This window comes from Luteibacter sp. HA06 (assembly GCF_054061215.1).
This window is the reverse complement of record NZ_JBSSDZ010000001.1, coordinates 3,781,803-3,799,939: the sequence shown is the minus strand read 5'-3', so window position 1 is coordinate 3,799,939 and position 18,137 is coordinate 3,781,803. Positions and strand designations below refer to the sequence as shown.

Genomic DNA, 18,137 nt, shown 5'->3' with positions numbered 1-18,137 from the left:
CGCATTGACTTCGCAATGGACGCGTGCGCGCGTCATGGGCATCCGAGCCGCATGGCTGGCACTTCTGCTTCCCATGGCGGCAACGTCGAACGAGGTGACAACGCCAGCCAAGCCGGCTACAACATCGGCCACGCATCACGTGGTCATCGGCTTGGGGTGCGAAGGAAGTCCAACGCTCGTCAGAGAGCCGCACCACTGGGACCCACGCATCCCCGACGGGGGTTCACGGGAGGAATGTCTGGACGGCACGGCAAAGGTCCGGATTTCCCCGAGCAAGGTCGACCTCAGATACAACCAGGCGACCGAACAGCTCGAAGTGGTGCTGACGATATCTGAGGCCGAAGGTCATGCCATCGGCGAGCTTTTCTCAGAAGCCTTGAAGAGCGGCGTCACTCGCCGGGACCTCATTCTTATTGACGGAAAGGTCATCGTGAAAGCCTTCGTTTTTGGAAAGTTCTCCGGGACGACTCTCGAGATCGATGTTGGATCGGATGAGGGTGCGAAAGCCGTCGCCGCCCTTCTGAATGGGGAATCGCAAGACAATTGGAAGGCAGGCTAGCGGAGTGGATGGTGGAGCGGGGGACAAACGTCGATGAATCACATCAATGCAGCGGGAAGTGAGGCTTCACACGTGGTCGTCCTTCCGCGAGCAGGTCGCCTGTCCGGTGCGCTCGTCGCATTGCTCTTGCTGGGTGTCGCGGCAGGACAGTTCGGGATTTTTCGCGCGGGCTCTTTCCATGACATTCTTGTCACTATGTTCGGTACCCCGTTCATCATTGTCGCGTTGCTGATCGGCTTACGGATTTCCTGGCTATGCGCAAGGCACGATCTCATTCGAGTCAGCGACGATGAGGTCATTCTTGAGCGACGACTCGCCTCGATCCCCCTCAGCGACGCCGTCCTCATCGACCGCCACCGGCTGTCCGAGGTTGTCGTACGAGAATCGGAGGTCATGGCCAAAGGGCATAAATACCTGATTCGCTCGGCAGTATTCCTTGATGGCGATGCCGAGCTTGGGCGCACGCTTACGCTGTCGCGTAAGTCGGCGCTTCGGCTGACCGAAGTGTCGCGCGGCTGGGCTCTCGGGTCGTCAGAGCGCACTGGGAGCGCGGCGCTATGAAAGCGAGCGAACGTGTTTTCGAGTGCGAATGTAAAGTCATGATTCGAGGCATCGTCTTCGTCGCGCTGCTATTTGTCCTGGGCATGGCCAGAAGTCAGGTCAGGCAAACCGACGATTGGTTGCATATCGTTGGGACATTCTCGTTGGCGCTTGGACTGCTGTCGCTTCTCGTCATTCCCGGGCTCATGCTCACCCAGGATATGGTGCTTATGTCCGGCGGATTGGCCCGATCGCTGTTTGGCGTGCGTTCCGGGCACGTGACCTGGGACGAGATCACGAGCGTGCGTTGCCGCGACGTTGGTTACAAGGGTGCGATCGTTCGCCACTACGCGCTCTTTACCGACGAAAGGAAGAAATTTCCCAGGCTCACCGTGCGCAGCGACTACGACGACGTCGAAGAGCTCCTTTCCGTCGTCAGTGCGGAGATCGCGGATCGCAATGTTCCGATCGTTGTTCGCAAGATGGGCTGGCCTGTTCCGGCCGATCGCCTTCCGCTGCCGAGTGACGAGCCTCGTAGCATGTGGTGATTGGGATTCACCCCTACAGACAACTGCAAGTTGATTTGTTACGGTCGCCTCGTTGACTGCGCGGTTTATCGAAACGTCTCGCAGGCAACCATCGCTTGATGCGGTGAAAGCGCAGGTGAGGAGTGCTAGAGACACTCCTCACCTGCTGACCAAACCAACTGACTTGGAGCTGATCTTGGCTACCCCTGATCATACGGCACCCATTCGCCCGCCGAATCCCCTCGGCGACATCCCCATCGGTTAACGGGTCGTCTGCCTACACCGTAGACACGATCGAGGAACCGCGGCGGGAGCCGTTTTCATACGAAGTTTCTTGGCTGGTCTAACCGGCCCGGCATCGTTCGCATCCGAGAAATGGCTCTGAGCCGCAACGCGACTCGTCAATCAAACCCGGCACCCGGTTCTCGGGTAGTCGATGAACTGCGGGCCCGCATGATCCGGGGCATGCCTTGCCAGGCCTGGCATGCCCACGTGGAAGACGACGCGGCCGCACATCAAGGAGAACGAAATGTCCATTACAACCGGACGATCTGAAGCCAGTTTCCCCGGCTACCCGATCGGCTCAGAGGCCTCGGTCCACGATCTCTTAAACGACGCCACCGAATGGCTGCAATACGCGCGCGGACTTACGGGTCTGCTGGCCGACCTTATCCACGAAGCGGATTCGGTGGACTGCCAGGCCATGGCGCTCGGACTCGAGGCCATCAAGGCCCTTACGCAAGTGGGCGTACGGTGCACTGCTGAGGCCCACGCCCGCCTCTGCTGGAGCGAGGCAAACACCGGCCGGTGTCCGGTTGACGCAAGCTGAGCTTGCGGCGACGATGTGGCGCGGCATATAGCCGCTCCGGGGATCAAAGGAAATGATTGTCCATCTTCGGCCGTTGCCGACTACTCCGGCAGGTCGGTGAGCATGAAGAAGATGCTTCTTGTCGCTGCGTTCGTCGTCGCGTGCCTTTCGTGTGCATGGTTCGGTTTCTGGCTAGGCTTTAGCGAGATGTTTTTCGAATACGTCGACCGGCAGTACCGCAACGACGTGGCTGAGCTTCTGGCGGATAGGCATTGGGTTCGATGCCTGAATGAGGATTCGCCAAAAGCGATCGGCGACCTGCGGAATGACCTCAAGGTGCGGCGCGAGGGTCTCATGCTGACGAGGCCTCAGCCGGTCAGTTGGACCGATCGCCTGCGACTCGTCGCCGATCCTCGTGTTCTGTGGATGCTCATGCAGCAGTGTGACGACGTGGTCGCAAGAGATGCCAGGATAGCCGCTCTTGTAGAGGACGAATCTCGCCCCGCGACTTGCTCGGGCGCGAAAGAGAGCAAGAAGGAAGAGGTCCGTTGAAGGCCGTGGATCCAGCCAATCTGTACTGTTCTCGCAGGTTGCCAGCTATGAAAAAAGCATGCCGCGGTGCACAGCTGGTCGAGAGGCACGATCACCAGTGATCAAACGACTTTTCCGTTCGGAGGCAATTCCAGCGGCGCTTCCCACGTACTGGCGACTGATGCGCTTCATGCTGCTCGCGCTGCTGGTCGGTGGTTGTGGTGTCGGAGGAGTGTTCCTAAGCCTGCACATGGGTTGGAACGGCTTGGCAGCCATTTGCGGATTGGTCGCCATCGTCGGCATTGCTTCTGGCTGGATATTGACCATGGCGCAGACAGTCAACGTTCTTTGGTGGAGTCGGCCTGACCCTGGCGCCGCCCACGACAATGGCAACGTCGACAACGGACGTCGCATGAGTTCCGGTCGTCTGCTCTCCGCGTCCGAGCTGGCAGCTATCGTCGATTCAAAAGGCGAACTGCATGATTGCGTTGTGTCCCTGACCTGGGTTCGCGGCACCTCGGATCGCCTGGTGATTCAAACCAACGACATCGATGCCAACTTTCGGGGGCTCCCCGGATATCGTGGAAAGCGTTCTGGCGAGATCACTCTTCTTGACGCCAGGGAGATCGAGAGTTCTCTTGAGGAAGTTACGCTTAACATTTACGAGGCGATCGTTGAGAGCGACGGTGCGCGCGGTCGATTGACGCTTCGCTTCTGGCCGCATGGCTCGCTGGTCGCGTCATTCGCGCGTGCGAGCCTCATCGAGAGCGACCGATGAGCGAAAACCCCTATTGTGACGAGACAAGGAGGGCGCATTGGCTAATACATCATCGAGCGAAGCGACCCGGCGACGGAAGAGATAGTTGATGTTCTTGTCGTTACGTCCCAACGAATCAATTCCGCTTTCCGCGAATGACATTGGCGCATGAGCTCCCGTCGGTCGCTTTCACCATCCGATCTAACCCCTTAATCTCGTATCGAAAGGATAGCCCGTGGCTGCAGATGCCGAATACACGTGCGTGCTACGCATTGAGGGCGACACGCTGGACGTGGATGCTGTTGACAGGGCATTGGGTTTGTTTGGCGACCACCGTCACGTCATTCGGCGAGCGACGCCCTGGAGGCCCGCGCTCGACCTGCATCGATGGCAATACCCGAAATTTGGAGATGATGACGGAAGCTACCAGATATGGTCATCACTCGAAGACGCACTGCAATCCAGCGTCGAACGCCTGTTTCCCGTTAGGGATCGTCTCGAGAGCTTCGTCGCAGTTGGGAAGGCATATTGGTGGATAGGCTGCTTTCATCAGGCGCCATCATCGATGGTCTACCTGATGGGAGACCTGATCGAGAAGCTCGGCCTGCTGGGTGTTCCGATCTGCCTCGACAACTACCTCGTTTCGTCGGATGCGGAGGGGACTGAAGAAGACCGTGCTGCAGTCGTCGAAGACGTGGAGGAGGGGCAGCCGAATCACAGGTACCGATTCTGGGTCGACGCGGCGGTCGGCCCGCGCGAGTCGTATCTGGCGCCGAACGCCAGTTGCACGTTGCTCGGAGAAGCCACCGATTTTTCGGCGGGAATCGAGGTTGCTCTCGGACGGCTTCATGATCTCCGGCCCGATAACTCCGGTGGCTTCCCACAACGAGCCTTGGTCTGCGAGCACATTCAGGACGCCTTCGATGGGGGGCCGACGTTCTCGAGAGAGCACCTCGTCGCGATATGCGAACTGGGTCTTGACCTCGTGCTTACCTGGAAGTCTTGATTGGAGGTTGCCGTCAGTCAGATGCTAGGGCGATAGCAGCATCACTCGAAGAACAAGGCCAACTGTCTCTCCGGATTCCCGAGAAACGCCTTCGTCACCAAGAAGTGCTCTGTCTCTTCGTAGGCTGTCCTCACCAAGCCCGACTCGTCGATCTGATATATCTCGGCATCCGGATAAGCCATCAGGATCGGTGAGTGGGTAGCGATGATGAACTGCGACTTCATCCGGACAAGTTCATGGATGCGCGCCAACACCGCTAGTTGCCGCGAGGGCGAAAGGGCAGCCTCGGGCTCGTCGAGGATGTAGAGCCCGTTTCCGCCAAACCGATGCATCATCAACGCAAAGAACGACTCACCGTGCGACTGCTCGTGAAGCGATCGATGACCGTAGGAATCGATGATAGGTGGCGCCGGCGCGGGTTCAGCGTCGAGCTTTTCAATCTCGGTAGCCACATTGAAGAAGCTTTCAGCTCGAAGAAAGAACCCATCCTTCGCCCGCCTGACGCTCTTCCCCAGCGATTGAATCCCCAGTTGGTCGCTATCGCCTCCAGTAGAGTCGATTTGCCGCTGCCGTTTTCGCCGACGATGAAGGTGACTTTGGGGTGCAGCTTTAGGGTGCCGAGCTCCTTCACTGCGGGAAGCGAAAACGGATAAGTCTCAAATGACGAAATACGTTCCCGCCTCAATCTCACGTCGAGCAGGTAATGTTCCGCGTCCAGTGAACTCATGGCGACATGCTCCTTGCCGGTCGATCGTGGGTTGAATGGTCGTTGCCTGCAGTCTCAAATACGGCGATTCATCTTCAACGGCATTGGCGCGTTGTCGAACCCCCGTCACGGACAACCAACTCACGATCGCGGACGCGAGGCGGCGAAGGGATTCGGCTACGAAGATTCGCGCCTTCAAGATGCCGATATACACCGCGGGCAGCACAAACTGGATAATGGTGGCTGGGCCAAGAAACCGAGAGCGGCAAAGTAGATGACAGCTCTGAAACAAGCTGAGATTGAGGTCGTATCCGCCCTCCCACGAGCGGAACGCGTTGAATATCTCGTAAAAAGGGTGGTGGGTCATGAAACGATCTGGGGTATCAGGAAGGGGATTGGGTCACGTCGGTGAACTCGTCGGACCTGACGATCTTCAATGTATGGCCCTTCGAGGAGTACGTCCAACGCTACTGTGTTGGCGAGTGGGCCGACTGCGTCCCGGAAGCCATGTCCCTGGCGGTGTTTATAGACGCGTTTCTTCCGAGCCTGGATGAGCATGGCATTGCCGTTGGGGTTTTCTACACCCCCACCGATAACGGCGTTCTCGTGCCCCCGCTCGATCTTGCACAACGGCTTCGGGAGTACGAGGACACCTGGTACTGAATCGTACAGCAGGAGGCCGGACTAAATAGACGTTCAGTCTCCTTCATGAGCACTGGCGCCCCTGATCTCCCCCCACATTCGAGCAAGCTCATCCAGAACTCAAGCGTGTTGTCGCCCTATCGTGAGGACCGCTCGATATCTCAATCCAGGAGCAGGCCTAGCTGCCGCGCTGGATTTCCTAACGTGCCTGGGTATCTCGGCACGCCAGCCGGCGAGATAAAGCGATATACCCGACGCCAAGTCGCAGCGGGGGAGCTACCGAGACATTGTTGAAATCAAGTGGATGGTGGTATTGATGAACGTCGCGACTAGATATGTCGGTTTACTGCTTTTCTTCACGGCCGCTGGCTGCCAGCGAAGCCACGGTGAGACAGAGCGACCAACCGTCAAACCGAGGATACCCTTCATGGGCCTAGCGTTTGGAGGTCGCGTGCATGATGACTTTCTAACGTTTCTGGCAGAAAAGCATACGTGCGATGGCCGCGGGGGTATGGATACCTGTCTCCGAGGGTATGATGTCATCGTTGAAGATCGCGGCGATAACTACTATTTCCTCGTCGTTTCCAGGGATAAGAGCATCAAGGGTGGTGGTATGTCATACCTGGTTGACGCGAAGACCGGCGAGGTCGTGCAGCGGGCGATTCAGAAGTAGGTCGACATAGCCTGTGTGGCGCGCAACGTATGCCACTCGAAAAAGCCAATATCGAAACGATGCAGATGCGCGGCCGGCGTAGGAGCAATTGTGCCCCTTATCCCAGACGAAGCCTTGGTGGCAGGTGCTGGCGACATAGGCCTCGGCGTTATGGGTGACGCTTACGGTGGCTTAATGTCTGGCGACATGAATGCGCTCGTCGGCGCCATTGACCCGCTTCGTGACCGCGCGAAGTCGCAGCCGCCGGAGGATCAACATTTTCCGTGGCCAAGAATGGCGTGGTGATAGGCATCTGATGGAACGCAGATTTCGTTACGGTAACAAGCAGAGCCTGGGACTTATTTTATCGGTCGTCTTCGCAGTGGCCGTAGCATATGTCCTTCGAATGGCAATCGTGCGGTACCGGCCTGGTGATGGGATATACGTCAGTAGTGTCATCGTCGTCGCTCTCTTCATGATCCTTTTCGCGAGCCTCGTTTTTCGTGACGTCGTGGTGAGTGACGCCGGCATTTCGAGATCATTCTATGGATTTCGAGGCCGAACTCTACGTTGGGAGAATATCGTCGCCGTTCGGTGCGGTGTCGTGGACTCGCGGACCGGCAAAGCCCCAGCCTGCTCGTTCCAGGCGAGCAGACGCCTATGGCCATTTTCGTTCATCATGATCTTGCCAACCATCGACGGCGCGCACGAGTTGCTTTCGCTCCTCGATGATGAAGTCACGAAGCGCGGAATTCCTATTAAAGGTTGGAGGGGCAACCGACTCGTCACGATTGACCGGCTTCCGCTTCCGTCCAAGGATGGTGCCAAAAATGAGGACATAGGCGCGTCCCATTGACGTGGGACCACGTTTTCGACGCAGCCAATAACTATCGGTAAGGTCGCTTCACCCACCGGCCGATCCATCCCTTGGAAACGACGAGCTCGCTGATCGGTTGCCTGAATTCTGCGAATGCTGCTGCGCGTTCGGCCGCCTGGGAAGCTTACCGCCAGCGAGTGCAGTCGGCGGAATGGTCATGGACGTCATTGTTATCCCTACGGGTGAGTCCATCCCTGGGATGGATTTTTGCCCGCCTGGGAGTGACAATCCAGACAGGTGCTATAGGAAGTACGAGCAGAGGCTCATCGTTGTGAGCAGTGGTGCGGGATGGGTCCCGCAGATGATCCGAGCCGATGGTATCGAGCGTGCCTCGAACGCGCGGCGGATAGGCGCGGCCTCTGCATTGAAGGATTTCCTGACGAAGCGCTTTAACCCTGGAGCATGGCCGACATGAAGTGAACATGGCATCCGAAGAACGGCAGGTGCACAAAATCTACCACCCGAATGGGATGCTCCGTGCCGAGTGGAGTACCGCTGGTGCGGAGATGGATGGTCTCCACAGGATGTGGTTCGATAACGGCCAGCTATTCGGGGAAGCAGCCTTCAAGCGTGGCATCGCAAACGGCGTCGTTCGCGAGTGGAGTCGCGACGGCCATATGACGCTGGATGCAACCATGGTCGATGGTTTTTACTCCGGCCGATATCGGCGCTGGTGGGATGACGGTAAGCTGGAGTGCGACGGAGACATGGCGCAAGGTGAGCGCCAGCCGGGCTTCATCGACTACAACGAAGATGGAACAGTGCGGCGGGTTCGCAGTTAGTCCGGCGCACGTGGCCCCGAGGGCTAGCTGATCTTCTGTTCCTCGGTTAGATCAACTTTGCTATTGGCGGTTTTGCGACGGGGCTCGGGGTCATTGGCTTTCGACGGATTGGTGGGCCAACTACATCAGAGCGTGATCGCCGAGTCTGAGTCGGATATCGTTCGCCCCAACGTTCCTTTCCAGGCCGACAGAGGCCATCCACGTAGGCGGTGAAAGCTTTACCTGCCGAACGCTCACTGACCGCCGACTCTACTTTGTTGCGAAGAGATCCAGCTGGTCGGGGCTCTGGCGCTCGCGGAATGGGCAGAACGCAAAGGCATCAAGCTCGACTTCATCGAGCCGGGAAGGCCCATGCAGAACGGCGTCATCGAGCGCTTCAACGGCAGCTTCCGGCGTGGTGTCCTCGACATGCACCTGTTCCGGGACCTGAACGCGAGCAGGCAGAGCTCTGGCTGACCGACTACAACCGCGAGATACCCCACGGCAGCCTTGGAGGGCTGACGCCCGCCGAGTTCAGGCAGCGAAATGACCCGGCAACCTCGGGTTATGGTTGACACTAACTAACGGGTGGTCGACAGCGTGGTTTGGCTGCACTATGCAGGCCAGCGGAGCAACAGTCCGCAATCGGAGAGCGTGGTGGCGAAGTACGTAATTGAGCTAAGCGATGCTGCGACTAGCGAGGTTGCAGAGGCTCTCGTCCTCGAGACTGAACAAGGAGATGACTTGCTTGCGCTGGCGGGAAAAGGGCATCCGTTGCGTCCAGGCGATTCGCTTCCATTATCTGCAAGCGATGTCGAACGCATCGTTGATCGCTTCGACTTGACTCCTCATAATTCGTCCCTCAACGGCTGGCTCCGAGCCTGGTCGGCTTGGGACGAGTTGCCTTACCCTGTTCATACCGGCAGGGAGCTCAGGATGTTGCTTGCTGGTGAAAAGCCGCTCGCCGCTTTTGTCGACGACATGCCTGACGTGCCCGATAACGGGATCGTTCCCGAAGAGATTTTTACTCCCTATGTGTCGGCGGGCCGATTAATTAAGCGAGATAGAGAGACCCCGCGATCGGGACGGCCATGTCGCGACGTGTTGTACGCGCTCCCCTCTGAGGTCTGGCGCATGGACGCCTACCTCTTGTTGTTGGATATTCTCGATCAGGGTTGCTGGTCGGAGGGAATGGAGCGAATGCAAGGGCGCCTGCTCGGGTACACCGACGCGCAGAACGACGCTTACATCGATTTCCTGAGAAAGCGCACTGCGGGAGTTGGGGGCGCCCATCGCTGAGTTTCGCTGGTGGTGTCGACGCCCCGTAAACTTACTCCAGCAGCAACGCCAACTGCCGAGTCGGATTTCCCAGGAACGCCTTAGTGACCAAGAAGTGCTCGGTCTCTTCATAAGCCGTCCGAACTAGCCCCGATTCGTCAATTTGATAAATATCCGCCTCCGGATAAGCCATCAGAATCGGCGAGTGCGTAGCAATGATGAACTGCGAGTTCATCCCCGCCAGCTCATGCATCCGTACCAACATTGCTAACTGTCGTGCAGGCGATAACGCAGCCTCGGGCTCGTCGAGGATGTACAGCCCGTTACCGCCAAATCGATTCGTCATCAGAGCAAAGAACGACTCGCCGTGCGATTGCTCATGAAGCGGCCGTTCACCATAGAACTCGCCCACACCCAAGCTTTCAATCTCAGTCGCCACATTGAAAAAGCTCTCGGCCCGAAGGAAGAATCCGTCCTTAGCTCGCTTGATTCCCTTGACCAGGGTCAGCGCCTCATGCAACTCCGAATGCGACCGCCGCGTCCCGAAGTTAAAATTCTTCGTCCCGCCCTCGGGATTGAATCCCCAGGCGGTGGCGATCGCCTCCAGCAACGTCGACTTCCCGCTGCCGTTCTCGCCGACGATGAAGGTCACCTTGGGGTGGAGCTTCAGGGTGCCTAGTTCTTTGATGGCGGGGAGGGAGTAGGGGTATGTTTCGAAGCTGGGGACGCGGTCTCGACGGAGTTTGATGTCTAGGAGGTAGTGGCTGGCGGTTAAGGAGGTCATTGGGGACGGTCCGTGTGTTTTCGCGAGCACCCTTTCGCCGATGAATCGGCTCCCACAAGAGCATCGGGCGTTAGAACCACTTGTTGCGTTTTAGCGCTATGAAGATAACGCCTACGACGCAGGCTACCAGACAGGTGATGGCGGGGTAGGCCCAGGGTTGTTGTAGCTCAGGCATATGCGCGAAGTTCATGCCGTACCAGCTCGTGATCAGGGTAGGCGCAGCCAGCATCGCCGCCCAACCAGCCAGCTTCTTCATCACCTCATTCTGCCCAAAGGTGACGAGCGCAAGGTTCACACTAATAGCCGCCCCAAGCATTTCGCGCATTGCGGAAATCGATTCGTTGACGCGGAAAACGTGATCGTAAATATCACGAAAATACGCCCGCAACTCATCGTGAATCAAATGCGGATGCAGCCGCGTCAACTGCGCCACGATGTCCTGCAGCGGCACGACCGCGAGCCGCAACGTCATCAACTCGCGCTGCATGTCATACAGCCGCTTGATCGTCTGCCGGTTGTACGTCTCGGCGAAGATATCGTTCTCCAGCTCGTGCAGTTCCTGCCGGAAGTCGCGGATGATCGGCAGGAAGTTGTCGACGATGAAGTCGAGCACCGCGTACAGCGCATAACTCGGTCCCATGCCAAGCAACTCGGGGGACTGCTCACACGTGCGGCGCGCAGGCGCATACGACAGCGATGCACCGTGACGCACGGTGACGAAGTAACGCTGACCGACAAAAATCTGCGTTTCGCCGAAGGCGATATTGCCGCCGACCACCTGGGCGGTTTGCGCCACGATGAAGAGCGAGTCGCCGTAGGTTTCAATCTTGGTGCGCTGGTGAGCGAGCTGGGCATCCTCGATGGCGAGGTCGTGCAGGTTGAACTCTTCCTGCAGCTTCAGCAGCAGCGCTTCGTCGGGTTCGTGCAGACCGACCCAGACAAAGGTGTCGGGCTCCTTCAGCACGTCGCTGATCGCGTCGATGGTGATGTCGCCGATGCGGCAGCCGTCATTACGGTAGGCCACGCAATTGACGACCATGCCGCCGTTGGAATCGGGCGGAGCGACGGGTTCGGGGAGCAGCGAGACGGTTTCCATAGGCGGGCATGATGCCGCCCCCTGTGTGACGGGGCAATCGCAGAATCGGAATAGGCCGACATGCGCTCGGGCGCCGCCGTAAGCAGGTTCAGCGGCGGGCGGATTTTTCTCCGCCGATGCACCTCATAGGGTGAAAGGGTGGGACCACGGCGGGCAAGATCGCGAAATCTTGCGATACCCGTCGGGGTACCCCGCACCCTGCGGCTCATGAGCCAATGACCCACGGGACACCGAACCCATGATCACAAGGAATGTATCGTGACCTCGACCAACGCTAAATCTCCCCAGAACACCGACCCGAACGAGGGTCTCCCGGCCTTCATGACTGAAGAAATGACCCATGCCCGCCTGGGCATCGTCTACCTCTTCGCCAACATCGCCTGCGACGAAGACCGCTTCACCTTCAGCACGGATGGCGTCCTCGACCTTCTCGGCAGCCGGCCGGTCAAGCCGGTCGTGCCGCCCGGCAAGAACGATCCGGCCAGGCTAGCCGAGACACTCGACCGAGCCATCCGGGCCAACGAGGCCGTTCGTGAAATCGACGCCGCGCGCCTGAAAGCGGCGGCGTCCGCACCGGCGGCAACCCCGGAAGAGGGCGCCTTGCGCGACGCCCTGGGCAAGGAGCTGGAGCGCATGACGACGCTCATCGCCGCCGCCGCCCAGGAGCAACTCACCGGTGCCACGGGAGCCGCTGCTGCCGTCACCCCTGTCGCAGCTGCAGCCGCAGGTATCTGGGCCTCTCGCCCCGGCCTGCTGAGGTCGATCACCCAGACCATCGCCGGCGCCGCCGCTGCGCAGGCCCAGCCCTTCATCCTCAGTGGTCTCACCACGGCAGGCGGCATCGTCGATGCGCTGGAAACCGGCTGCAAACGCTACCTCGTGCACGCCCGCAGCAAGCACCTCAGCGTGCTTCCTGGCACGCCGGCTACGACCATCGACGGTATCAAACGGGCAATGGACCTTACCTTAGCTGGGGATGTTTATAAGACGCTGAAGGGCGGCGCCCAGCTGGTGGCGGAGGGCCTGACCGCAGGCGCGTCGAGTGCGATCGGCCGCATCGTCTTCTCGGCGATCGACGCGCTCGTCTCCTTCGTCCGCCGCGCGCACGACTTCTACTACATGCGCCAGTTCTTCCACGAGGCAAAGGCGCACTGGGCGGATCGCGACCGTCCCGACGCGCTGCATCGGCGTCCGTACGAGTTCAACCTCTGGTATCGCGATGTGGCGATGCGTGTGCCGGTGATCCCGGTGCTCACGCTCAACAGCGGTATCTGCGGCGACAAGGCGCATCTGCTGCGCATGTTCAGCCTGGAGGGCGAGGTCATCACGCAGGCGAAGTTCGACGCCGGCGTGGCCTATATCGACGAGCTGAAAACCTGGGGCGCAGGCTACCTGCGCGACGTCGGTTACGTCTTCGAAAGCGGGGACGCCGTGATCGCCGAACTGGTCAGGTCGGCGGCCGTGCCGGCGAACGAAAAGCTGCGCACACGCTTGTGGAACGCACTGAAGACGCTCGTGCCTCGCAAGTAAGTAGCGCGGCTGGCGAGCTCAGTCGTGCCGGCGGCAGAACGTGGCGAAAAGGGCAGCCCAGCACGGCAGTGCGAGCAGCAACCAAGGCATGTTCCGCTGCGGAAACTCCGGCCACAGGTGCAGCAGCAAGGCGATGACGCAGGCCACGGCGGAGACGCCCGTGACCCGCGATGCGAGGTGGCCGATCTGCCGGCCGGCCACCCGCAGTCGCCAGATGCCGGGAATCAGCAACAAGGCAAACGGCTGGAACGCCAGCAGGTTAAAGTTGCCCCAGGCGGAACGATGCAGGGTCAGCGTCCACAGGCCCAGCATGAACAGGCCGGCCAGTCCGGCGAACACGGTGAAAAGCGTGCCCGCGGCAACGAACACGCCGCGGGCCACGCGATTACGCGTGAATGCGGGCAACGACAAAGGAATCGCCCACAGCAGGCCAGCGATCAGCAGCGGCCAGCGCAGGTCCGGTGCCTTCTCGGGCGGCGGATCGAGCTTGTTCTGCGCGAGGGTGTCTTCCTGAGCGACAAGCGGATGTGCATCGGCACCATCGCCGATACGCACCTGGCGCAGCTCTTCCTCGAGCACCATCGGCAGGAACGCTTCCTTCCACGCCGTCATCGGCTGGTCGGCATACGGGCCGAGCCCGAGATCCATGCCGAGCATCAGCCAGGCCTGGTTGCTCATCAGGCGCGCGGTCTGCTCGCGGTACGTCATGCCACCGGGGCGCTCGCGCAGCTGGCGGCTGAGTGCGCCACCGAGTGCGCCGTCCAGTGCATCGCGCACGCGCGTGGTGCAGTTGTCGGCGTAGTAATCGTAGTTGTAGCCGGCGTTGGCCGGCTGCACGTTCCACAGCATGAAGCGGCGCAGGCTGTCTTTCTGTTCGTTGTCGAGCGCGAGGCGTTGGCGGCGTACGTAACGGCCTTCGCCCGCGTAGAACTCGACGTCCGACTGCGTGGTCTCGGCGTCCATGCGGTAGGCCATGATGCCGCGCGCGAAATTGACGATGAAACCCTTCTGGTCGAAGTCGAACACGCCGTAGTTGAAGGCGACGGCTTCGCCGCTCACGGTGTCGCGTACTTCCAGCGCATCGTGGCCGAAACGCTCCCAGTAGATGTCACCGGGGCCGTAGGTCATCAGCGAGATTTCGAGGTTGGCCGGCGGGGCATCGACGATGCCCGCGCGGGCTACCGGAGTGAAACACAGGGCAACGAACAGGAGCAGGGCGTAGCGCATCGTGGGGCGTGATCCTTGCCCGCAGGCATGGCTTGGAGGAAGGGGATCAGGCCCCGTTGTTGCCGTTACCGTTGCCGCTGACACGCGTGACATGGAAGTGCAGCACGCGGCGGTCGTCGGCTTCGGTGACGCGGAAGACGAAGTCGCCCATGGTGATTTCCTCGCCCACGCTCGGCAGGTGACCGAACTCGGAGGTGATCATGCCGCCGATGGTGTCGAACTCTTCATCGGAGAAATGCGCACCGGCCACCTCGTTGAAGTCGGCGATCGGGGTGAGCGCGCTCACCGCGAAGACACCGTCGTCCAGCTGGGTGGCGAGGATCGGGTCTTCCTCGTCGTCGTGCTCATCGTCGATCTCGCCGACGATCTGCTCGAGGACGTCCTCGATGGTGATGAGGCCGGCGACACCGCCGTACTCGTCGACCACGAGGGCCATGTGGTTACGCGTGAGGCGGAATTCCGCCAGCAGCACGTTGAGTCGCATGGATTCGGGAATGAGCACGGCCGGGCGAAGCAGGGCACGCACGTTGCCGCCGTCGTTCTGGCCGAAGTACTGGAGCAGGTCTTTGGCCAGCAGGATGCCAAGGACTTCGTCCTTGTCTTCGCCGTGCACGGGGAAGCGCGAGTGACCGGATTCGACGACGGCGGCCAGGATTTCAGGCAACGGCGCATCGACGGGCAGGCTGACGATCTGGGCCCGGGGGACCATGACGTCGTCGACGCTGAGCTCGGTGACTTTGATCGCACCCTCGACCATGGTCAGGGTGTCGTTGGAGAGCAGGCCGTTGGCCTGGGCGGTGCGCAGTTCGGCGATCAGTTCATCGCGGTTGCGGGGCTCGCCGGAAAACATGTGGCCCAGACGGTCCCACCAGGATCGGTGAGTAGGGCCGTTGGTACTGCCAGGGTCCTCGTTCATTACTCTTTGATATTCGGCCCGAATGGGCGGAATGGGGAGTCTAACGGAAATCCTGTGACGGTTCAGGGGATGGAGCAGGAGCATCGCCGCTGAAGCGGCTCCCACAGGGAGCTGCGGATCAGGCGATGTACGGGTCGGCGATGCCTAGCCCAGCCAGGACCTTGGTCTCCAGCGCCTCCATCGTCTCGGCTTCGGCCTCGTCGATGTGGTCGTAGCCCAGCAGGTGCAGGGTGCCGTGGATGGTGAGGTGGGCCCAGTGGTCGGCGGGCTTCTTGCCCTGTTCGGCGGCCTCGCGGGCGACGACGGGGGCGCAGATGACCAGGTCGCCGATGAGCGGCAGGTTCACGCCGGGGGGCAGCTCGACCGGGAACGAGAGCACGTTGGTCGCGTAGTCGCGGCCTCGATACTGCAGGTTCAGGGCCTGGCCTTCCTCGGTGTCGACGATGCGCACGGACACCTCGGTGGCCTTCCGACGCTTCGCGCCCTTGAGCGCCGCCTCGATCCAGCGGCGAAAGCTGGCGGACGCGGGCACGCCCTTACGCGGCGCGGCATAGCCCACGGCAACGTCGAGCTTGCTCAACGGGCTTCGTCCTTCTGCTCGAAGGCCTCGTAGGCGCGAACGATCTTGGCCACGAGCGGGTGGCGGACCACGTCGCGCGAGGTGAAGAAGGTGAAGCTGATACCGTCCACGCCGCGCAGCACTTCAATGGCGTGACGCAGGCCCGAGCGAATGTTGCGGGGCAGGTCTACCTGGGAGACGTCGCCGGTGATCACCGCGACCGAGCCGAAGCCGATGCGGGTCAGGAACATCTTCATCTGTTCGACCGTGGTGTTCTGCGCTTCGTCGAGAATGACGTACGAATCGTTGAGCGTACGGCCGCGCATATAGGCCAGCGGCGCGATCTCGATCACGTTGCGCTCGATCAGCTTGGCGACCTTCTCGAAGCCGACCATCTCGTACAGCGCGTCGTACAACGGGCGCAGGTAGGGGTCGATCTTCTGGCTGAGGTCGCCGGGCAGGAAGCCGAGCTTCTCACCGGCTTCCACGGCGGGGCGCACCAGCAGCACGCGCTGCACGCGGTTGTTCTCCAGCGCTTCGATGGCGCTGGCTACGGCAAGGTAAGTCTTGCCGGTACCGGCAGGACCCACGCCGAAGTTGATGTCGTGGCTGGTGATCGCGTGCAGGTAGCGGGCCTGGTTCGGTCCGCGGCCCTTGATCACGCCTCGCTTCACTTTGATCACGACTTCCTGCGACGACTCCGCGGCCTGGTCGGCCAGTGCGTCGATGCCGGACTCGGCGAGGTGCAGGTTGATCACTGCGCCGTTGAGGGTTTCGTGTTCGGCCGCCGTATAGAGAGCCTTGAGTACCTTCTCGCCGGCGCGCGCCGTGAGTTCGTCACCGATCACGCGGAACGTCGCCCCGCGATGGTCGATCTCGACACCCAGGCGCAGTTCGATCTGGCGGATGTGCTCGTCGAGCGGGCCGCAGAGGTTGGCGAGGCGGAGGTTGTCCTCGGGCTCGAGGGAGAAATCACGCTGGACAAGCTGGCTCATGGCATTCACGAGGCGAGCGCGACCTCTTCGTCGAGGCGGACACGGCCGCGCAGGGAGTTGGACATCGCCTCGGTGATCACCACGTCGACGAACTGGCCGATCATCCGGGCATGGCCCGGAAAGTTCACGAAGCGCATGTTTTCGGTGCGTCCGGTCATCTCGTTGGGATCCTTGCGGCTGGGCTTTTCGACCAGCACACGCTGCACGGTGCCGACCATAGCCTCGCTGATGCTGCGGGCGTTCTCGTTGATCGCGGCCTGCAGGCGCATCAGGCGCGCATGCTTGTCCGCGGCCGGCGTCTCGTCGGCGAGGTTGGCCGCTGGCGTGCCCGGGCGGGACGAGAAGATGAAGGAGAAGCTCTGGTCGAAGCCGATGTCGTTGATCAGCTTCATGGTCTTCTCGAAGTCGTCTTCCGTTTCGCCGGGGAAGCCGACAATGAAGTCCGACGACACGCAGATATCCGGGCGCACGGCGCGCAGCTTGCGGATTTTCTGCTTGAACTCGAGCGCGGTGTAGCCGCGCTTCATGGCCGAGAGGATGCGGTCCGAGCCGGCCTGCACCGGAAGATGCAGGTAGTTGGCCAGCTGCGGCACATTCGCGTAGGCCTCGATCAGCGAGTCGGAAAACTCCAGCGGATGTGAGGTGGTGAAGCGAATGCGGCCGATGCCTTCGATCTGTGCGATCGCGTGGATCAGCACGGAGAGATCGGCCATGTCGCCGTCGTGCATCGGGCCGCGGTAGGCGTTGACGTTCTGGCCGAGCAGGTTCACCTCGCGCACGCCTTGCTCGGCGAGCTGTGCGACCTCGACGATGACGTCGTCGAACGGACGGCTGATTTCCTCGCCGCGGGTGTAGGGCACCACGCAGTAGGAGCAGTACTTCGAGCAGCCTTCCATGATCGAGACGAAGGCGGTCGGGCCCTCGGCGCGCGGCTCGGGCAGGCTGTCGAACTTCTCGATTTCCGGGAAGCTGATGTCGACCTGCGACTTGCCGCTGGCGCGCTGGGCTTCGATCATTTCCGGCAAACGGTGAAGCGTCTGCGGGCCGAAGACGAGATCCACGTAGGGCGCGCGCTTGAGGATGGCATCGCCTTCCTGAGAAGCCACGCAACCACCCACGCCGATCAGTACCGGCTTGCCGCCGGCCTTGTGGGCCTTCCAGCGGCCGAGCTGGCTGAAGACTTTTTCCTGGGCCTTTTCGCGGATCGAACAGGTGTTGACCAGGATGACATCGGCTTCCGCCTCGTCCTGGGTCAACTCGAGACCGTGCGATGCGAACAGGACGTCAGCCATCTTGGCCGAGTCGTACTCGTTCATCTGGCAGCCGTGGGTCTTGATGAAAAGCTTGCCGCTCATGCGCCGGGATACCGTGATTCGTGGGGAGTTA

General features: G+C 60.7%; 22 protein-coding genes and 1 pseudogene. 13 read left to right on the top strand and 10 right to left on the bottom strand.

All coding sequences use genetic code 11. From position 1 onward, the window contains the following. Positions 1 to 34 precede the first annotated feature (34 nt). The 7 genes from ACVWWJ_RS17515 (at position 35) to ACVWWJ_RS17485 (ending at position 4,728) form a co-directional block, all read left to right on the top strand. Positions 35 to 559 carry a hypothetical protein gene (locus ACVWWJ_RS17515; RefSeq protein WP_456968881.1) on the top strand — a complete coding sequence of 175 codons (525 nt, stop codon included), beginning with the start codon at positions 35 to 37 and terminating at the stop codon, positions 557 to 559. A 72-nt stretch (positions 560 to 631) separates the two neighbouring features. Then, the gene (locus tag ACVWWJ_RS17510; protein ID WP_456968880.1) at positions 632 to 1,120 is read left to right on the top strand and encodes a hypothetical protein; all 489 of its coding nucleotides are present in this window, start codon (positions 632 to 634) and stop codon (positions 1,118 to 1,120) included. A 38-nt stretch (positions 1,121 to 1,158) separates the two neighbouring features. Next, a complete protein-coding gene (locus ACVWWJ_RS17505; protein ID WP_456968879.1) occupies positions 1,159 to 1,647 on the top strand; it encodes a hypothetical protein in 489 nt (162 codons plus the stop codon). A 508-nt stretch (positions 1,648 to 2,155) separates the two neighbouring features. Further along, positions 2,156 to 2,455, top strand: a complete 300-nt coding sequence (locus tag ACVWWJ_RS17500) for a hypothetical protein (protein ID WP_456968878.1) — start codon at positions 2,156 to 2,158, stop codon at positions 2,453 to 2,455. Positions 2,456 to 2,557: 102 nt separating this feature from the next. Beyond that, positions 2,558 to 2,986, top strand: coding sequence for a hypothetical protein (locus ACVWWJ_RS17495; protein ID WP_456968877.1), 429 nt, complete (start codon positions 2,558 to 2,560; stop codon positions 2,984 to 2,986). 97 nt (positions 2,987 to 3,083) lie between these two features. After that, the gene (locus ACVWWJ_RS17490; protein WP_456968876.1) at positions 3,084 to 3,743 is read left to right on the top strand and encodes a hypothetical protein; all 660 of its coding nucleotides are present in this window, start codon (positions 3,084 to 3,086) and stop codon (positions 3,741 to 3,743) included. Positions 3,744 to 3,957: 214 nt separating this feature from the next. After that, positions 3,958 to 4,728, top strand: coding sequence for a hypothetical protein (locus ACVWWJ_RS17485; protein WP_456968875.1), 771 nt, complete (start codon positions 3,958 to 3,960; stop codon positions 4,726 to 4,728). 41 nt (positions 4,729 to 4,769) lie between these two features. On the opposite strand, the gene ACVWWJ_RS17480 is transcribed toward ACVWWJ_RS17485, so the two are convergent. Genes ACVWWJ_RS17480 through ACVWWJ_RS17470 form a run of 3 tightly spaced genes read right to left on the bottom strand, consistent with a single transcriptional unit; the run spans position 4,770 to position 5,801 of the window. Continuing rightward, positions 4,770 to 5,180, bottom strand: a complete 411-nt coding sequence (locus tag ACVWWJ_RS17480; protein ID WP_456968874.1) for an AAA family ATPase — start codon at positions 5,178 to 5,180, stop codon at positions 4,770 to 4,772. Beyond that, entirely contained in the window at positions 5,063 to 5,455 is a 393-nt protein-coding gene (locus tag ACVWWJ_RS17475) for an AAA family ATPase (protein WP_456968873.1), read from the bottom strand. Before ACVWWJ_RS17475 ends, ACVWWJ_RS17480 begins: the two co-directional genes overlap by 118 nt. Beyond that, entirely contained in the window at positions 5,385 to 5,801 is a 417-nt protein-coding gene (locus tag ACVWWJ_RS17470; RefSeq protein ID WP_456969769.1) for a hypothetical protein, read from the bottom strand. Before ACVWWJ_RS17470 ends, ACVWWJ_RS17475 begins: the two co-directional genes overlap by 71 nt. An 8-nt stretch (positions 5,802 to 5,809) precedes the next feature. Here ACVWWJ_RS17470 and ACVWWJ_RS17465 point away from each other — a divergent pair, with 8 nt between their 5' ends. From ACVWWJ_RS17465 to ACVWWJ_RS17445, 5 genes and pseudogenes are all read left to right on the top strand, one after another. Continuing rightward, a complete protein-coding gene (locus ACVWWJ_RS17465) occupies positions 5,810 to 6,097 on the top strand; it encodes a DUF2750 domain-containing protein (RefSeq protein WP_456969734.1) in 288 nt (95 codons plus the stop codon). Positions 6,098 to 6,392: 295 nt separating this feature from the next. Beyond that, positions 6,393 to 6,749, top strand: coding sequence for a hypothetical protein (locus ACVWWJ_RS17460; protein WP_456968872.1), 357 nt, complete (start codon positions 6,393 to 6,395; stop codon positions 6,747 to 6,749). 1,278 nt (positions 6,750 to 8,027) lie between these two features. Continuing rightward, a complete protein-coding gene (locus ACVWWJ_RS17455) occupies positions 8,028 to 8,387 on the top strand; it encodes a toxin-antitoxin system YwqK family antitoxin (protein WP_456968871.1) in 360 nt (119 codons plus the stop codon). Positions 8,388 to 8,669: 282 nt separating this feature from the next. Continuing rightward, positions 8,670 to 8,941: pseudogene (locus ACVWWJ_RS17450) on the top strand (integrase core domain-containing protein); the annotation flags it as partial. Positions 8,942 to 9,023: 82 nt separating this feature from the next. Beyond that, entirely contained in the window at positions 9,024 to 9,665 is a 642-nt protein-coding gene (locus ACVWWJ_RS17445) for a hypothetical protein (protein ID WP_456968870.1), read from the top strand. Positions 9,666 to 9,696: 31 nt separating this feature from the next. On the opposite strand, the gene ACVWWJ_RS17440 is transcribed toward ACVWWJ_RS17445, so the two are convergent. Both ACVWWJ_RS17440 and ACVWWJ_RS17435 read right to left on the bottom strand, forming a co-directional pair. After that, positions 9,697 to 10,428: an AAA family ATPase gene (locus ACVWWJ_RS17440; protein ID WP_456968869.1), complete on the bottom strand. Its 732-nt coding sequence runs from the start codon at positions 10,426 to 10,428 to the stop codon at positions 9,697 to 9,699. Between the two features lie 70 nt (positions 10,429 to 10,498). Next, a complete protein-coding gene (locus tag ACVWWJ_RS17435) occupies positions 10,499 to 11,524 on the bottom strand; it encodes a magnesium and cobalt transport protein CorA (protein WP_456968868.1) in 1,026 nt (341 codons plus the stop codon). A 258-nt stretch (positions 11,525 to 11,782) separates the two neighbouring features. On the opposite strand from ACVWWJ_RS17435, the gene ACVWWJ_RS17430 reads away from it, so the two are divergent. Continuing rightward, positions 11,783 to 13,054, top strand: a complete 1,272-nt coding sequence (locus ACVWWJ_RS17430) for a hypothetical protein (RefSeq protein ID WP_456968866.1) — start codon at positions 11,783 to 11,785, stop codon at positions 13,052 to 13,054. An 18-nt stretch (positions 13,055 to 13,072) separates the two neighbouring features. Here the strand turns inward: ACVWWJ_RS17430 and ACVWWJ_RS17425 are convergent, their stop codons facing one another. From ACVWWJ_RS17425 to miaB, 5 genes are all read right to left on the bottom strand, one after another. Beyond that, complete coding sequence (locus ACVWWJ_RS17425; RefSeq protein WP_456968865.1) at positions 13,073 to 14,281, bottom strand: lipoprotein N-acyltransferase Lnb domain-containing protein; 1,209 nt, start codon at positions 14,279 to 14,281, stop codon at positions 13,073 to 13,075. A gap of 46 nt (positions 14,282 to 14,327) precedes the next feature. Continuing rightward, a complete protein-coding gene (locus ACVWWJ_RS17420; protein WP_159895206.1) occupies positions 14,328 to 15,197 on the bottom strand; it encodes a transporter associated domain-containing protein in 870 nt (289 codons plus the stop codon). A 118-nt stretch (positions 15,198 to 15,315) separates the two neighbouring features. After that, positions 15,316 to 15,777: an rRNA maturation RNase YbeY gene (gene ybeY, locus ACVWWJ_RS17415; protein WP_456968864.1), complete on the bottom strand. Its 462-nt coding sequence runs from the start codon at positions 15,775 to 15,777 to the stop codon at positions 15,316 to 15,318. After that, positions 15,774 to 16,751 (bottom strand): PhoH family protein, encoded by a 978-nt coding sequence (locus ACVWWJ_RS17410; protein ID WP_456968863.1) that lies wholly within the window; start codon positions 16,749 to 16,751, stop codon positions 15,774 to 15,776. Before ACVWWJ_RS17410 ends, ybeY begins: the two co-directional genes overlap by 4 nt. Positions 16,752 to 16,756: 5 nt before the next feature. Then, a complete protein-coding gene (gene miaB, locus ACVWWJ_RS17405; protein WP_456968862.1) occupies positions 16,757 to 18,106 on the bottom strand; it encodes a tRNA (N6-isopentenyl adenosine(37)-C2)-methylthiotransferase MiaB in 1,350 nt (449 codons plus the stop codon). Positions 18,107 to 18,137: the final 31 nt, after the last annotated feature.

Excerpts from the sequence above, each read along its gene's own strand:
- ACVWWJ_RS17470 (WP_456969769.1), bottom strand. The coding sequence starts at position 5,801 with ATGACCCACCACCCTTTTTACGAGATATTCAACGCGTTCCGCTCGTGG.
- ACVWWJ_RS17455 (WP_456968871.1), top strand. The coding sequence starts at position 8,028 with ATGGCATCCGAAGAACGGCAGGTGCACAAAATCTACCACCCGAATGGG.
- ACVWWJ_RS17460 (WP_456968872.1), top strand. The coding sequence starts at position 6,393 with ATGAACGTCGCGACTAGATATGTCGGTTTACTGCTTTTCTTCACGGCC.
- ACVWWJ_RS17410 (WP_456968863.1), bottom strand. The coding sequence starts at position 16,751 with ATGAGCCAGCTTGTCCAGCGTGATTTCTCCCTCGAGCCCGAGGACAAC.
- miaB (WP_456968862.1), bottom strand. The coding sequence starts at position 18,106 with ATGAGCGGCAAGCTTTTCATCAAGACCCACGGCTGCCAGATGAACGAG.
- ACVWWJ_RS17515 (WP_456968881.1), top strand. The coding sequence starts at position 35 with ATGGGCATCCGAGCCGCATGGCTGGCACTTCTGCTTCCCATGGCGGCA.
- ACVWWJ_RS17435 (WP_456968868.1), bottom strand. The coding sequence starts at position 11,524 with ATGGAAACCGTCTCGCTGCTCCCCGAACCCGTCGCTCCGCCCGATTCC.
- ACVWWJ_RS17475 (WP_456968873.1), bottom strand. The coding sequence starts at position 5,455 with ATGAGTTCACTGGACGCGGAACATTACCTGCTCGACGTGAGATTGAGG.
- ACVWWJ_RS17420 (WP_159895206.1), bottom strand. The coding sequence starts at position 15,197 with ATGAACGAGGACCCTGGCAGTACCAACGGCCCTACTCACCGATCCTGG.
- ACVWWJ_RS17505 (WP_456968879.1), top strand. The coding sequence starts at position 1,159 with ATGATTCGAGGCATCGTCTTCGTCGCGCTGCTATTTGTCCTGGGCATG.
- ACVWWJ_RS17425 (WP_456968865.1), bottom strand. The coding sequence starts at position 14,281 with ATGCGCTACGCCCTGCTCCTGTTCGTTGCCCTGTGTTTCACTCCGGTA.
- ACVWWJ_RS17440 (WP_456968869.1), bottom strand. The coding sequence starts at position 10,428 with ATGACCTCCTTAACCGCCAGCCACTACCTCCTAGACATCAAACTCCGT.
- ACVWWJ_RS17500 (WP_456968878.1), top strand. The coding sequence starts at position 2,156 with ATGTCCATTACAACCGGACGATCTGAAGCCAGTTTCCCCGGCTACCCG.
- ACVWWJ_RS17495 (WP_456968877.1), top strand. The coding sequence starts at position 2,558 with ATGAAGAAGATGCTTCTTGTCGCTGCGTTCGTCGTCGCGTGCCTTTCG.